Raw genomic sequence first — 15,992 nt, forward strand, 5'->3', positions numbered from 1 at the left:
CGGGCCTTTTACTGTTAATTACGCTTTAAATTTGTATGCGTGGTAGGCCTTAATTGCTTTTTCCCACACCTCACCCACTTCCCCTGTACCAATAGGTTTTCCGTCTACTTCAACTACCGGTGCTACTTCCTTGCTTGAAGAGGTTAACCATACTTCATCTGCCTCTAGCAACTCAGCTTTGCTAAACCAGGTTTCAGTTACCACCAGGCCGGCGTGTTTAAAAGCCTCAATTGCTATAGCGCGAGTAATACCGGGAAGAAGTTCATGGTTTAATGGCGGCGTAGAAATACATCCGTCTTTCACTATAAATACGTTACATGAGCTCGCCTCGGTTATCATACCTTCGCTGTTATACAAAATAGTTTCGTTAACACCTGCATCAACGCCTGCTTGATAGTGCATTACGTTGCCTAACAAGGATGTTGATTTAATATGACAACGCTGCCACCTTTTATCTTGCTCAAGCGCAACCTTGAAAGGTTTTGCATCCTCTTTTGCCGTGGGCTGAGGAGGTGCTATTTCGAAGGCAAATCCGAACACTGTCGGCGCTATATTCTTTGGGTAGGCATGAAAGCGTTTTGTATCAGCACCACGACTTACATGGAAATATATACCAATGTTTTCACTTTCAATAAGCGCGACATTTTTCTCAACCAAGCTAGACAAAATGATTTGCCATTCTTCTACCGTATAAGGGTTAGCAATTTCAATGGCTTTAAGACCTTGCGCCATACGCGATGTGTGCCCTATGAAGCCTACTGGGTTGCCGGAGTACGTTGGGATAACTTCATAAATACCATCACCAAAAAGGAAGCCTCTGTCCATCGGAGAAATTTTCGCCTCAGAAAGAGGCATATATTCACCGTTTAAAAACGCAATTGTCACAATATTTCTCCTTGCAAACGGCGGCGTCTACTTGTCATTAGTAGCCAGTCGGCCCTTGCTTCTTCTTCATCTTGAAAAACAAAATTTACTTTTTCACCTGGGACGGCTTGGGCTAAGCGACTTATATCGCAGGGGCTTACGCAGCCAAGTTTTGGATACCCCCCCAGTGTTTGCCTATCGCGCATCATTACAATAGGCTGCCCATCACCAGGAACTTGAATAGCGCCCAAATGAATAGCTTCAGAGCGCATATTTTCTATATCGGCGGTAACCGGTTCACCGATAAGCCTAAAGCCCATGCGATCGATAGCTGAAGAAACCGTATAGCTACTCGTTTCAAAAGTACGCAAAGCAACAGTGCTAAAATTTGAAAACTGATACCCTGGAATAACACGGATAGACTCTAAGAAGCCATAGTCATCGATATGTCGCTGCGCAAGCGAGCGCATTTTAGCGCTTTCTTGATTTCTAGTGTTAGTTAAAACCTCGATGCAGTCTCCTTCTTTTAACGCGCTTCCCTTGCCATCTAACCCGCCAAGCTGTTCGCGAACTACTGTGCAAGCACTGCCTACTGCTTTGGGGACTTGCCAGTTTCCACCTATGGCTAAGTAAACTTTACTACCCAGTAATACGCTACCAAACGTGATAACAGCGCCTGCGGATACCTGTTGGCTTTGATAAGCCGCACTCGGTATTCCATCTATACAAAGTGTGGGCTCCCTTCCAGTAACCGCAACAGTACAATCTTCGTCAACCTTCAATCGCATTTCACCAATGGCTTCAATGCATGGCGTGCCATCTAAATTGAAGGCAAGAAAATTAGCCCAGTCGTAGGCGTTACTATCCATAGGGCCTGATTCACAAAACCCATCCCGTTGCCGCCCTACTCGCCCGTTATCAATAATAAGGCTATATAGTCCCTTATTGAGTACTTCAATTTTCATCGTTCAACCTGCAATCCTGCTCTATATTCCTGTTCAGTAACAGGAACGAATTTAACGACATCTCCTGCTTTTAATCGCGCTTCACTTTGCTCTTCGCTGTGAATGAGCATGTCAAATGCCGTAAGACCCAATAAGTTCCAGCCTCCTGGTGATTCACTGGGATAAACGGCAGTTTGCCTATCAGCGATTGCGACCGCACCTTTAGGTACGCGTTTGCGCGGTGTACCTAGTCGTGCACATTTGAGCGCTTCCGGAATATCGCCCATATAGGCAAATCCCGGAGAAAACCCCACTGCGTATACTTTATAAGTCGTGCTCGTGTGCAATTCGATAATCTCTTCAATAGACAGTGACGTTTTCTTACTCACTACGCTTAAATCACTGGCATTAGGCGCACCGTACCAAACAGGAATTTCAATCACGGCGCTACTTTCATTCTCTTTTGCTTGCAAAGAGAATGATTGCAGGCTCATGTCTTCAGCGCTTAGATTACTTATGGCACGGTATACACCGTGGCTATCAATTAATGCCATATCAAAAACAATTAACAGGCTGTCATAGGAAGGCACGCATTCGCGCAGCCAACGCCATGAATTGCTTTTCTTGTTGCTATCTATCGCTGCCAGCATGCAATGACAGGCATTATTTGCGTCGTCCAAGTTTGCACCATCAAAATACAAAATAATGGCGTCTGCACTTGCAGTAACTATTCGCTTTATGCGACCAAAAGCTTGCATCTACTGTCCTTGTTATTTAAATGGCTGTCAGTGCTTGGTTCTGAGTACTTGGTTTTAGATATACCACTCTCAGCACAACAATGGGTAACAGCCTCTTGTATTGTTCTAGTAAATTGTGTTTTTTATGAGGCAGGTTTATAGAAATGTTCTGATTTTCTTTGCAATATTCACCGCCCCTTTAGTATCGCCATGTACACACAGAGAATCCGCTTCTATTGCAAGTGTTGCACCCGAGGCTGTCGTTACTGTTCCCGATGATATAAGTTGTTTAGCTTGAAGTAATGCGTCGCTCTCGCTTAACACGGCACCTTCGATCAAGCGGGATTGTAGCAAACCTTCATCGGTATAACGCCTGTCTGAAAATGCTTCAAAATACAACGGCAGTCCCCACTCTTGCGCAGCGTCTTTAAGCGCTGCATTTTGCGAAGTAGCCTGTACCATTAGTGCGAGGGGCGAATTTAACGACTGCATATTTATTTCGGCTATGCTTTGCATTACTGTGCGCATGACAGCTGTATCTTTCATCATGTCATTGTAAAGGGCGCCATGAGGTTTCACATAGCTCACGTTGGCCCCACAAACCTTTGCCATTCCACTCAATGCACTTACTTGATATTGGATCATAGCCTTAAGTTCATCAGCGGCAATCGCCATACTTCTGCGGCCAAACCCCTGTAAGTCTGGATAGGCTGGATGGGCACCTATGGCCACGTCATGTTGTTTAGCTGACAGAATAGCCTGCTTCATGACTAATGGATCACCCGCATGAAAACCACATGCAATGTTGGCCTGATCAATTTCTGCCATAATGGCCGATTCCACCGGCATAGACCATGCGCCAAAACTCTCACCTAAATCGCAATTTAACTTCATAATGGTTTAGCTCTTACGTTCATTCCAGTATCATGTTACCTGTTCTTTTAAAAAAGTCAGTGCTGATGATAAATATTGGAAAAATTAATACATTACGCGTGGTAGCCCAATACCCTTTTGGCTACGCTTTAGCGCCACTTGTCGTAAACAACGACGAAAACGACAGCGTAATAGAAATAGATGATGCTGATGAGCAGCAAACCGTTACACTTGCGGTTGACGAAGTAGAGACGTCGTTAACCGAAGGCCACCAGGTAGACGTATTTGTAGCCACAGATCAGCGCGGCGATCTTTATGCCACCATGAAGAAACCTTTGATTCAAGTTGGTGAAACTAAAGTACTTAAAGCAGTATCTGCCACTAATTTTGGCGCATTTTTCGATTGGGGCTTAGACAACGATCTTTTAGTGCCTAACGATTATCAAGCTCAACCTGTTAATCCAGGTATGTACTATGTTGTTCACACCTTTTTTGATGATAAAACCCAGCGTATTTTAGGTGCTACCAAGCTCCACTATTTTCTAAAGGAAAGTAGCGCCTATCTCAACGAGGGCGACACAGTGCAATGCTTGGTTTATGCCAAAACTGATTTAGGTTTTAAGGTAGTTATCAATGAAAAAAGCTTAGGTCTTATTTTCCATAGCGATGCCTTTAAGCCGCTTAAAGTCGGGCAAGCTACTGAAGGGGTAATTAAAACAATTCGTGAAGACGGCAAAGTGGATGTAGCCCTTCAGCGCATAGACAAAGGTGGCCGTGATGCACTTCAACAAGCCATTTTGGATGACTTAGACGCCCACGGTGGGATTTCTACGCTAACAGATAAGAGTGCGCCAGAAGCCATTTACTCTCATTTTAACGTGAGTAAGGCGGCGTATAAAAAAGCGTTAGGGGCGCTATATAAGCAAAAGAAAATCACGCTTAGCCCAGATGCAGTTCGCCTTAACAAATAAACGCACATGTTACAGCTGCATTGAAGCGCTAAACTAGCCTGTGTTGCAGCTTCTCTTATTCTTATGACATTAGGACAAACAATGAAAGCACGTGTTTCTTGGGATCAAGATTTAACTTTTACAGGAACTACAGACAGCGGTTACAAAACGGTTATGGACGGCAGCGGTAAGGCTGTATCTCCGATGGAGTCGGTACTACTAGCGGTTGGTGCATGTTCAAGTATTGACGTCGTAGATATTCTTAAAAAAGGCCGCTTTAACATTGAAGCCTGTAACTGTGAATTAGAAGCTGAACGCGCTGAAGAGCCGCCTCGTGTATTTACTAAAATTCACGCACATTACACGGTGTCAGGCGAAGGTATAAGTGAAAAGGCCCTTGCTCGCGCTGTTCAGCTTTCTGCAGAAAAATACTGTTCCGTAATGTTAATGCTAACGGGTAATGTTGAGATCACTACAAGCTATACTTTGGTTTAATAAACTATAGTAGAACCAGCCTCTTTTTAGCGATTCTCGCTAAGCATTAGTAGAAAAGGCCAACCGCTTAGGTTGGCTTTTTCGTTAAAACTGTTTGTTACACTCGTAAACAATTGAAATAATTAACAATTAACATTAATTAACATCTTTGGCATATTAGCTGCTGTATGTGGTCATTATCATATAACGACAATTACGTTAGGGTTATTGACCATGGAAACTACAACGCACAGCAACACCTCTCTTTCACCATCACATCTTTTATCACCTTTTTCGCCAAACGCGCTTAAACTACTTGTTGGAAGTAGTATTGTTGCCCTTACTCTCTCGATGACAGCATGCTCTGATGCTGATGCCATTAACGACCAAGCCAACGCCACCGAAGTTGAAGAAACTGCTTTCGCTATTCCCGTTGAAACCCAAACCATTGTTACCGGCGACATTACGTCAACCTATGACACAACAGCTATTTTAGAAGCCCGTGAAGAGGCATTTGTGGTTGCGCGTGCATCTGGAATTATCGAAGAAATCTTCGTAGAAGAAGGTGATTATGTTGAAAAAGGCCAGATACTGGCACAGCTTGATAAGCGCCGCTACGAGCTGAACTTATCAAAAGCTTTGGCTGATTTAGCTGGCATTGAAAGCGAACTAGAAAAGGTCAACAAAGTCTATTCTAAAAAGCTTATCAGCGATGACACTTACGACAAGCTCACTTCGCAATTTGAATCAGCAAAAGCATCTGTACGCTTGGCTGAACTTGATTTGAAAGAAGCCACTATCACAGCCCCAATTGATGGATACATTGCAGAGCGAAACGCCAAAGTAGGTAACTTAACCGAATCGTTCCAACGAGAGAGAATGTTCCATATCGTTCAGCAACATAATCTTCAAGGCATTGTGTATCTGCCTGAAAATGAGCTACCCAACGTAGTGATTGGACAAGGTGCAATGCTTACCGTGGCGGCTTTAGGCGACAGAACGATTACAGCCAACGTAGAGCGTATTAGCCCGGTTATCGACGCGACCACCGGCACGTTCAAAGTAACGTTAAAAGTACCTAACGAAGACAACAAACTAAAAGCCGGCATGTTTACCGATGTATCGCTTGAATATGCTACCCATGCAAACGCTACATTATTACCCCGCAGAGCGCTGGTTACCATCGATAACAACCACAGCGTGTTCGTAGTCGATAATGGCAAAGTTAAAAAAGTTGATATTTTAACTGGCTTTGAAAACAACGAAGTAATCGAAGTTACCAATGGTTTAAGCGGCAATGAAGAAGTGGTTACCGCAGGCCACCAAAATTTGAAAGACAGCGCCCCTGTTGAAGTAGTAAACAGCTAATTCGGTCCAACAAGGAATTCACACAATGCGTATTGTAGATATTGCTGTAAAGCGCCCTGTTGCCGTTAGTATGTTCACTTTTGCGGTATTGCTATTTGGTATGGTGTCGTTAGGCAGACTGTCGGTTAACCTACTGCCTGACTTATCTTACCCTACTCTCACCATTCGTACTGACTACGACGGTGCAGCGCCAGGCGAAGTCGAACAACTGGTTTCAAAACCCATTGAAGAAGCCATCGGCGTAGTAAAAGGCGTACGTAAAGTTACGTCCACATCGCGTGCAGGCCAGTCTGACGTAGTGCTTTCATTTGCATGGGGTACTGATATGGATTTCGCGAGCTTAGAAGTGCGCGAGAAACTTGATGTATTACAACTTCCCCTTGATATAGAAAAACCAAGACTCCTTCGTTTTAACCCAAGTCTAGACCCGGTAATTAAACTGGGGCTGACGGCACAAAGCGACACGTCAAGTTTAAGCGTAGCGCAAATGAAGCGATTACGTTTATATGCCGAACAGCAGGTAAAACGAGCTTTAGAGTCGGTAGAAGGTGTGGCAGCCGTGCGCGTTGGCGGTGGTTTAGAAAACGAGATACACATTCTTATCGACCAGCAGAAAGCCAGTCAGCTGTCTATTCCTATTACCCGTATTATTGACCGGGTCAGTGCTGAAAACATTAACGCGGCCGGCGGTCGAATTGATAACGCAGCCCAGGCTTTTTTGGTCAGAACCTTAAATCAGTTTGAAACACTGAGCGATATCGAAAACCTTTTCATTGGGCGTTTTGAAGGCAGAAACATTCAACTTAAAGACGTGGCAACGGTTGAGAGTGCTTATAAAGATCGTGATGTGGTAACGCGTTTTAACGGCAATGAAGGCATTGAAATTGCCATTTATAAAGAAGGTGATGCTAATGCGGTTAACGTTGCGCAAAAAGTGGCTAGCCGGTTAAATGAGGTCAACAACAACTTGCCTTCAAACTACACGCTTAGCGAAATTTATGACCAAAGCGTGTTCATTAAGCAAGCCATAGACAACGTGAAGTCAGCGGCAGTGATGGGCGGTATTTTAGCCATGTTAGTGCTGTACCTTTTTCTTAAAGACTTCTGGGCTACCATTATTATCTCGGTTTCTATTCCGGTATCAGTAATTGCCACCTTTAATCTAATGTATGCTAACGACATAAGCTTAAACATGATGAGCTTAGGTGGTATCGCGCTAGCTGTTGGATTATTAGTAGATAACAGCATTGTTGTGCTTGAAAATATCGATCGCCATAAAAAATTAAAAGTGGCTGGGGGTGATAACGCTACAGCTAATGAAAAAACGACGGCAGAAGCCACAGACACTGAAGCATCTGCCGCTAGCGAAGGAACAAAAGAAGTCTCTGGCGCAATTGTGGCTTCTACACTGACCACTATGGCCGTGTTTGTGCCGCTAATATTTGTAGAAGGTATTGCAGGTCAGCTGTTTAAAGACCAAGCGTTGACCGTCTCGTTCGCTTTAGCTGCATCGCTTGTTGTCGCGCTTACACTGATCCCTGCAATGGCACACAAGAAGAAAAAGCAACAGCTCGATCACGAAGAGGTGTTCACTACACCAGCGCCTCCCCCTCCTACGTCAACGTTTGGCAAAGTTATGTATTACCTTACCCTACCAATCCGTTGGGTATTCAGACTTATCTTTGTATTTTTACCTGCAGCCTTGGTCACCTTGGTGATAGGTGCATGGCATATCGTCAGCAAGTTATTAAGCGTTGCCTTTAAACCACTTATCTGGGTATTTAACAAAGGGTTTGACCTTCTCGCTTCTGCTTATGAAAAGCTGCTGCGCGTAAGTCTTAAAGCCAAAGCGCTGGTGTTAGCTACTGCCTTTATTCTTGCTGCTGGCGCAATAATGCTTATACCAAGACTAGGTATGGAACTTATCCCTACCCTATCACAAGGAGAATTCTCGGTAGAAGTGACCCTTCCTGCGGGTTCGCCACTAGCGCGTACCGACGCTATTATCAGTGAGCTTGCTGCGGTTGCAGTAAATAACAATGATGGCGGCGAAACCACAGTGCTTCGCAGTGATAATAAGGTGCTTCGCACATATGCCATGTCTGGTACGGGCAGCCTTATAAGCGCCGCGCCTAATCAAGGTGGTGATCATTGGGGCCGCTTAAACATTGTCATGCAGCCTTCGGCGACAGCTGCCGATATGGACGCGGTAAAGCGTGCCCTTCGCGATCATTTAGCGTTTAAACCTCAGGTTCAGGCAACGTTTTCAGAGCCAGAGCTATTTAGCTTTGCCTCGCCTATTCAAATTGAAATTGCAGGTTACGACCTTAATCAACTACAACAGTATGGCGACGCCATTGCGACCAAGCTAGCCAGTTTTAATAATTTTGCAGACGTAACGACCAGCATTCGTGACGGAAACCCAGAGCTTAGAATAGCCTTCCATCACGCCAAACTTGCTCGACTTGAGCTTGATGCATCAACCGTTTCTCAGCTTATTGCAGCCAAAGTAGGTGGCCGTGTCGCTACACAGTACAGTGTTGAAGACAGAAAGGTGGATGTGCTGGTAAGAACGCAAGAAAACCAGCGAGATGACATCGCCAGCGTGCGTGCCATTGTTGTTAATCCAGGCTCTGCACAACCTATTCCATTAAGTGCCGTGGCAGACGTATACATGAGTGTAGGTCCTAGCGAGATCACCCGCGTTGGACAGCAGCGTGTAGCGCTGGTATCTGCGAATTTAGCCAAAGGTAAGCTTGATGAAGCGGTTGCCGTTGCTAATAAAGTCATTGATGAAACCCAACTTCCTCTATCTTTAAGTGCAGAGGTAACCGGACAGAGCGAAGACATGCAAAGCAGCTTCCGTTCGCTACAGTTTGCTCTGGCACTTGCAGTGTTCATGGTGTATTTGGTTATGGCGTCACAGTTTGAGTCGCTGCTGCACCCTTTGCTTATTTTGTTCGCAGTGCCGCTAGCCGGTGCAGGTTCTGTGTACGGATTGTGGCTTACCAATACGCCGCTAAACGTGGTGGTATTTATAGGTTTGATTATGCTGTGCGGTATTGTAGTGAACAACGCTATTGTATTAGTTGATCGTATAAATCAGTTACGCCGTCAAGGAGTAGATAAAGACACCGCTATTCTAGATGCTGCAAAGACCCGCCTGCGCCCCATTGTGATGACTACACTTACTACGGTACTGGGTTTATTGCCTATGGCGTTTGGTTTTGGTGAAGGTGCTGAAATTCGCACGCCAATGGCCATCACCGTTATATACGGCCTCCTGTTTGCCAGCTTGCTCACCCTCATATTACTGCCAGTGCTTTACAGCCTGTTCGACGTTAAGAAAAACGTTGCGCAGAAAACGTCTGTTAATACTAATGCGGGCTTTGGTGACGAAGGAACAATGCCAAAAGGAGGTGTACTATGAGTACACCTTCTCACAACGCTAATAACAGTGCTGAAACCCACACTGACAAGCGCCAAACACGTGACCCGAATCAACGCGAGACAGACATAGCTTCGCAGCCGCACCTTTCAAAAATTGCAGGTATAGGCGCCTCGCTTGCACGCTTTGCGTTAAATAAGCCCATTACCATCGGAATGCTGTTTTTGTCTATGTTGCTGTTCGGCATTGTATCTGGCCGCTTATTACCCCTTGAAAAATTCCCTGGGATTTATATTCCAGAAATGGTAGTGCAGATCCCCTACCCTGATGCGACTCCAGTTGAAATTGAGACGATGATAACCCGTCCGGTTGAAGAAGCTGTTGCTACCATGTCGGGGATAAAGCGCTTAAGGGCGCGGTCGTACGACAATATGGCTGAGGTCATTGTAGAGTTCGACTGGGATGAAAACCTTAAAGCCAAAAGTATTGAAGCGCGGGAAAAGATTGACACTATTCGCCATGAACTCCCTGACGATATAGAGCGGATCATGGTGTACAAGTTTAACACCAACGATATGCCTATATTCCAGCTGCGTGTATCGAGCGACCGCGACTTATCGAATGCTTACGACTTGCTTGAGCGTAACCTTAAGCGTCCGCTAGAGCGTGTTCCGGGTGTGTCGAAAGTTGAGCTATACGGCACCATGAAGCGTCAAATTACTATTCGCTTAGATCCTAAGAAAATGGCGGCCTACCAAATAGACGGTACACGCTTAGAGCAGCAGCTTCAAAACGCAAACTTCTCGCTAACCGCGGGCTACATGTACAATAACGGTGAAAAAATTCTGGTTAACCCAACTGGCGAATTTACCGATGTAAACGACTTTAAAAACATGTGGGTTACCCGCAGCGTTCGTTTGTCTGATATAGCCAGCGTGACTTATGAGCTTCCTCAACGCAACGAAGGACGTCATTTAGATCGCACCTTCGCGGTAGGCTTTAACGTATTTCGCGAATCGGGCAGCAATCTCGTAGAAGTTTCCGACGCGGTAATGAAGGTTATCGAAAAAGCCAAGGAAGACCCTGAGTTTACAGGCATTAGTTTATTTGTAATGGACGACACCGCGAAAAGCGTGACTTCGTCGCTGAGCGATTTGCTAAACGCTGGTCTTTTAGGTGCGTTACTTTCAGTTATTGTGCTGTATTTGTTCTTGCGCCAGCTCACCACCACCTTGATCGTTGTGCTTTCAGTGCCATTCTCGATTTGTATTACCTTAGGCGTAATGTATTTATTGGGCTATACCCTCAACATCTTGTCGTTAATGGGCCTCATGCTAGCTGTAGGTATGCTGGTAGACAACGCCGTGGTGATCACTGAAAGCGTATTTCAAGAACGCCAACAAGAGGGAGACATTAAGCGAGCCACCCAGATTGGTGTAAACAAAGTCAGCCTGGCAGTTATAGCCGGAACTGCAACTACGGCAATAGTGTTTTTACCTAATATTATTGGGGTAAAAATAGACGTGACTATTTTCCTAGAGCACGTTGCTGTGGCTATCTGTATATCCCTGTTCGCGTCGCTTTTCATTGCTAAAACACTTATTCCCTTGCTGACAACTAAGGTAAAGATCCCTGTTGTAAAAACGCCTCAAACACCGTCCTACATAAAAGGCTATGGTCGTGCGCTAAACTGGATGTTGAAACACCAGGGCGTAACTCGTGTTATTGCTCTGCTTATTCTCGCGTCGACCTTTGTGCCTATGCAGGTGGTTACGTCTGACGATGAGGGTAACGACAACCAAGAGCGTATTTGGCTTAATTACCACGTGACGCAAAACTTCACCTTGGATGAAGTGGAAAAAACCGTAAATAAAATGGAAGCTTATCTTTATGAGAACCAAGAACGCTTTCACATTAAGCAGGTGTATACCTATTTTACTGCCGGCCATGCAGTAAGCGGTATCACACTTAATGACGAGTTGCCTGTAAGTGTGGGTAAAATTAAGGAGGATATTCGCGAAAACATGCCTTCATTCGTGCGTGCTCGCCCCTCTTTCCAGTGGGATAGCGGCAACGGTGGTGGCGTGAGAGTAACGCTGTTGGGCGAGTCTTCAGAAACCTTGCTAAATATTTCAGAGCAGATCATCCCTATTCTTTCCACTATAGAAGGGCTGGAAGATGTAAAAGCCGACACGGGATCTACCCGTGATGAGGTTCAAATACGCATAGACAGAGAGAAAGCAAACCGTTTTGGCATTCAGGTGAACGATGTGGCTAAACTTATCTCTACGGCACTACGCGGCAGTAATTTACGTACATTCCGCTATGGTGACGCTGGAGAAGTCGCAGTGCAACTTAAGTTTGGCAGCGATATTCAAGCCTCGCTAAGCGAACTTAAGAACATCAATATTGGCTTTACGCAGGGTCAATCGGTAACGCTGAACATGATTGCAGACTTCTCTGTGGTACCACAGCTTTCGCAAATTAACCGCAATTATCGTCAAACAGCGCTAGCCATTGGTGCAAACTTAGAGGGTGAAACCACCACCGAACAAGCTCGTGAACGCATAGAAAAAGCATTAGCTAATATCGAATTGCCGACAGGCTACAAGTGGACGCTAGACGGCAGCTTCTCTCGACAGGATGAAGCCAATGCCGTAATGCAAATGAATATGCTACTCGCGCTTTGCATGATTTATGTTGTGATGGCCGCGCTGTTTGAATCGCTAATTCTTCCAACATCTGTAATTACGTCACTACTGTTTTCGTTCACAGGTGTTTTTTGGGCATTCATGGTTACAGGCACATCTATGTCTATCATGGGAATGATTGGCATGCTGATTCTGATGGGTATTGTGGTTAACAACGGAATTGTATTAGTAGACAGAATTAATCAGCTCATCAATGAAGGCTTGTCGCTGTATGACGCAGTGATTGAAGGATGTATGACACGTATCAGGCCTATTCTGATGACGGTATCCACTACAGTTCTAGGGCTTATTCCACTTGCGATGGGGAGTACTCGAATTGGCGGCGACGGCCCTCCCTACTCACCAATGGCCATTGCAATCATTGGTGGGCTAGTGTTCTCAACGCTAACCAGCTTGTTCTTAGTACCACTTGCTTACGTGTTGCTATTAAAGCTTAGGTTTAAAACGCAACGTTTGTTTAAAACCAGTAAAGCGCGTGTAGCCACGTATATTAAAATCGCCAATTAAGGCGCATTTTAGAGCAAAAAGTAAGACAAAAAGCGGGTCTAGTTTTCACCATTTACGTCAACGTGATTGACGATGAGTGCATGCTAGCCCGCTTTTTCTGGATTTATCGTTACCGCAGTCAACGCCTTAGCTACGCGACGTTAAGTATTCGTGTACCGCATCAGCGTGACGCTCTACTGAAAACTCAATTAGGCTACTGCCATTGCACGTCAACCCTTCTTCAGACGTTACCATACGCAACACTTCACGCTGACTAGCACCAATGCGTCCTACGTTACGTGAAAGACTAGAGCGAAGTACTCTAACGTCATCATTTATCACAGCTTTACAAAACCCTGCAAATTGGGTTTCGCCTACAAAGCGTATGTCTTTTTGTGGTGCTGCGGCAGTTGCGTTTACGCTAAATGCTACGGTTGCAGTTACAACTAGAACTTTTACCGCGTTGGCTAATTTCGATTTAACTGGTTTCATGTTTAATTCCTCAATGTGTAGATAAAGGCTTTAATCAAGTTTGTGGCAAACTCTTAGTTTTTGGTTGAACAAAGCTGAACAATCAACAATTCGCTCAACGCCCTTTATTTATGCATCAAGAATTAAAACTTTTCTGTTGAATGATTGTGTAATGGGGGTAAATGTGTGGTAAATCAGTTTGTTACACCATTGTTACGAGGCTAAATCACTGTTTTATCGAGATTAATTTAGATTACATATTACTAATATATCTAGCGATGGAACTTGTAGGAAGAAAGAAATATAAGACTTAAGTATAAAAAGGCCCCTTTCGGGGCCTCAAAACTGTAATTTTAACAAAATATATAATGATAAAGCGTATTTAATAAGCAGAAACACTCGCCCTTTCCGTAATTAAATTACAGAAAGCGAACGCAATTACTCATATTTGCGTTCGCGCTTAGTTTCAATGGCATCAATATAAGCATGCCATGACGCGTAGCCGACAATGGGCATCAATACAATAAATCCGACAAAGCCGGTAACAAAGCCAATCGCAACAGTGGTGAAGATGATAGCCCCCCAAATAAGCATAGGGACTTTGTTTAACCAAACAGCGTTAACGCTGGTTAATACGGCGGTAGCAAGGTCAACTTTACGTTCCATCAAAATAGGTTGGGTAAACGCCGTAATGAAAAGCATAGCCAATGTAAAACCCGCACCAACAATTGTGCCTAGCGCTAAAAACGGTAACAAGCTTTCTAAGTCGTTTTCTATATAAGGCGGATAAAGCGCGTGGATTAGCGATGCGACACGTAACCAAAATATCATCATCACCATAAGCAGTATGGCAAAGCCCCACTCGTTAAATGCATTTCGGCGCATTGCGCGTAAAGAGTGGCGTAGCGTGGGCTTGTGGCCTTTTTCCATTTCCCAGCTCACATCATAAAGACCAGCAGCCAGAAATGGACCTACCAACATAAAGCAAACAATGGCGGGTAAAATAACTAAGTGCCAACCTGTCATTTCAACCAAGTACATAATGAACCACGGAATAACCGCGAAAAGAACGCCATAAAACAATGTGAGACCTGGTGCGCGCATAGCGTCTCGTAATGCCAATGACAACCATTTTATAGGGTCGCCAACGTCTAATTCTTTACAGGGAATAACGCGTGCTATACCGCTTTGCGTGATTGCATTCTCTGGTGTTTCTTTGAAATGGTGCGACATATTCTTATCACCTCTGCTTGTTAGCCTGTTTGTTACTAACGCGTTTTTTATACACGCCTTACTACTACGATAGGCGCTGAATGAAAAGTTCACAAGCTATTAACATAAATTTTATACTTAAGTGACAAGCGGATCATTCATCTCGTTATGTGGTTAATAAATAACCACTTGGTGAAAAAAGTAGTGCTTAATGCAGAAATACTGCAAAAAGGCCATCGCATATGGCTCTGTATTGCGATAATCTCAGGGTATGTAAATCAACCAGATAGACCATGAAAACTGTATCTCGCTCACATAAATTAGATAACGTTTGTTACGACATTAGAGGCCCAATCGCTGCGCAAGCACGCAAAATGGAAGACGAAGGACACCGCATATTAAAGCTGAATATCGGTAACCCTGCCCCATTTGGATTTGAAGCCCCTGACGATATCGTAAAAGACGTTATTCATAACCTGCCTACGTCTCAAGGATATTCAGACTCGACAGGAATTTATGCTGCCCGCGTGGCCGTGATGCAGTACTACCAGCAGCGCAACATTAAAGACATCCGTGTAGATGACGTTTATATTGGTAACGGCGTATCTGAGTTAATTATGATGGCAATGCAGGCGCTACTTAATCATGGCGATGAAGTGCTTATTCCAAGCCCTGACTACCCGCTTTGGACAGCAGCAGTTAGCCTCTCGTCAGGTTCACCCGTTCATTATCGCTGCGACGAGCAAGCAGGCTGGTTCCCAGATATTGACGACATAAAAAGTAAAATCACCAGTAAAACCCGCGCGATCGTACTGATCAACCCTAACAACCCAACCGGCGCAGTTTACGACAAAGCCCTTTTACAAGATGTGGTTGAAGTCGCCCGCGAACACGGACTTGTTGTATTTAGCGACGAGATTTACGACAAAATTCTTTACGATGAAGCAAAGCACACCAGTATTGCTTCACTGGCTGACGATGTGTTTTTTGTTACCTTTGGCGGCTTGAGCAAAAACTACCGCGTGGCGGGCTTTCGTTCAGGTTGGCTAGTTGTCAGCGGAAATAAACGCCTGGCATCGGACTATATTGAAGGGCTTAATATTCTGTCTTCCATGCGGATGTGCGCTAACGTACCTTGTCAAAGCGCTATCCAAACGGCATTAGGCGGCTATCAGAGTATTGACGATTTGGTAAAGGAAAACGGGCGTTTACGCATTCAGCGTGACGTGACTACAGATATGCTAAACGGCATTGACGGTATTTCTTGCGTTAAACCTAAAGGTGCCATGTATTGTTTCGCTAAAGTGGATGAGAAGAAATTCAACATTCAAAACGACGAACAAATGGTGCTGGACTTATTAAGCTCTGAAAAAATTCTGCTGGTACATGGTCGCGCGTTTAACCTTACTGAAGGCACGTACTTCCGATTAGTATTTTTACCGCACAGCGATGTATTGGTGCCTGCGCTGCATCGTATTGGCAACTTCTTTAGAACGTATAAGCAAGGGGCGTAA

The 15,992-nt window shown here is 44.7% G+C and carries 12 protein-coding genes; 6 read left to right on the forward strand and 6 right to left on the reverse strand.

The annotated features are described in order from the left end of the window. Window positions 1–18: 18 nt before the first annotated feature. From RJ41_RS01680 to RJ41_RS01695, 4 genes are all read right to left on the reverse strand, one after another. Window positions 19–885, reverse strand: a complete 867-nt coding sequence (locus RJ41_RS01680) for a D-amino acid aminotransferase (protein WP_039216453.1) — start codon at window positions 883–885, stop codon at window positions 19–21. Next, the gene (locus tag RJ41_RS01685; protein WP_039216454.1) at window positions 882–1,829 is read right to left on the reverse strand and encodes a 5-oxoprolinase subunit C family protein; all 948 of its coding nucleotides are present in this window, start codon (window positions 1,827–1,829) and stop codon (window positions 882–884) included. Before RJ41_RS01685 ends, RJ41_RS01680 begins: the two co-directional genes overlap by 4 nt. Beyond that, window positions 1,826–2,566, reverse strand: a complete 741-nt coding sequence (locus tag RJ41_RS01690) for a 5-oxoprolinase subunit B family protein (RefSeq protein WP_039216455.1) — start codon at window positions 2,564–2,566, stop codon at window positions 1,826–1,828. Before RJ41_RS01690 ends, RJ41_RS01685 begins: the two co-directional genes overlap by 4 nt. A 135-nt stretch (window positions 2,567–2,701) precedes the next feature. Continuing rightward, window positions 2,702–3,439 (reverse strand): 5-oxoprolinase subunit PxpA, encoded by a 738-nt coding sequence (locus tag RJ41_RS01695; RefSeq protein WP_039216456.1) that lies wholly within the window; start codon window positions 3,437–3,439, stop codon window positions 2,702–2,704. A gap of 65 nt (window positions 3,440–3,504) precedes the next feature. On the opposite strand from RJ41_RS01695, the gene RJ41_RS01700 reads away from it, so the two are divergent. From RJ41_RS01700 to RJ41_RS01720, 5 genes are all read left to right on the forward strand, one after another. Beyond that, window positions 3,505–4,389, forward strand: a complete 885-nt coding sequence (locus tag RJ41_RS01700) for a CvfB family protein (protein ID WP_039216457.1) — start codon at window positions 3,505–3,507, stop codon at window positions 4,387–4,389. Window positions 4,390–4,470: 81 nt separating this feature from the next. Continuing rightward, window positions 4,471–4,863: an OsmC family protein gene (locus tag RJ41_RS01705; protein ID WP_014949747.1), complete on the forward strand. Its 393-nt coding sequence runs from the start codon at window positions 4,471–4,473 to the stop codon at window positions 4,861–4,863. A 213-nt stretch (window positions 4,864–5,076) separates the two neighbouring features. Then, on the forward strand, window positions 5,077–6,210 hold the full coding sequence (locus RJ41_RS01710; RefSeq protein WP_039216458.1) for an efflux RND transporter periplasmic adaptor subunit: 1,134 nt from the start codon (window positions 5,077–5,079) through the stop codon (window positions 6,208–6,210). A 25-nt stretch (window positions 6,211–6,235) separates the two neighbouring features. Further along, complete coding sequence (locus RJ41_RS01715; protein WP_039216459.1) at window positions 6,236–9,640, forward strand: efflux RND transporter permease subunit; 3,405 nt, start codon at window positions 6,236–6,238, stop codon at window positions 9,638–9,640. Then, window positions 9,637–12,816 (forward strand): efflux RND transporter permease subunit, encoded by a 3,180-nt coding sequence (locus RJ41_RS01720; RefSeq protein ID WP_084081747.1) that lies wholly within the window; start codon window positions 9,637–9,639, stop codon window positions 12,814–12,816. The genes RJ41_RS01715 and RJ41_RS01720 overlap by 4 nt, the downstream gene beginning before the upstream one ends. Before the next feature lie 126 nt (window positions 12,817–12,942). Here RJ41_RS01720 and RJ41_RS01725 read toward each other — a convergent pair whose 3' ends face one another. Then, window positions 12,943–13,287 carry a DUF3718 domain-containing protein gene (locus RJ41_RS01725; protein ID WP_039216460.1) on the reverse strand — a complete coding sequence of 115 codons (345 nt, stop codon included), beginning with the start codon at window positions 13,285–13,287 and terminating at the stop codon, window positions 12,943–12,945. Between the two features lie 417 nt (window positions 13,288–13,704). Beyond that, on the reverse strand, window positions 13,705–14,499 hold the full coding sequence (locus RJ41_RS01730) for a DUF2189 domain-containing protein (RefSeq protein ID WP_039216461.1): 795 nt from the start codon (window positions 14,497–14,499) through the stop codon (window positions 13,705–13,707). Window positions 14,500–14,771: 272 nt separating this feature from the next. Here RJ41_RS01730 and RJ41_RS01735 point away from each other — a divergent pair, with 272 nt between their 5' ends. Next, window positions 14,772–15,992 (forward strand): pyridoxal phosphate-dependent aminotransferase, encoded by a 1,221-nt coding sequence (locus RJ41_RS01735; RefSeq protein ID WP_014976750.1) that lies wholly within the window; start codon window positions 14,772–14,774, stop codon window positions 15,990–15,992.

The sequence above is a fragment of the Alteromonas marina genome (assembly GCF_000808575.1).
Lineage (GTDB): Bacteria > Pseudomonadota > Gammaproteobacteria > Enterobacterales > Alteromonadaceae > Alteromonas > Alteromonas marina_A.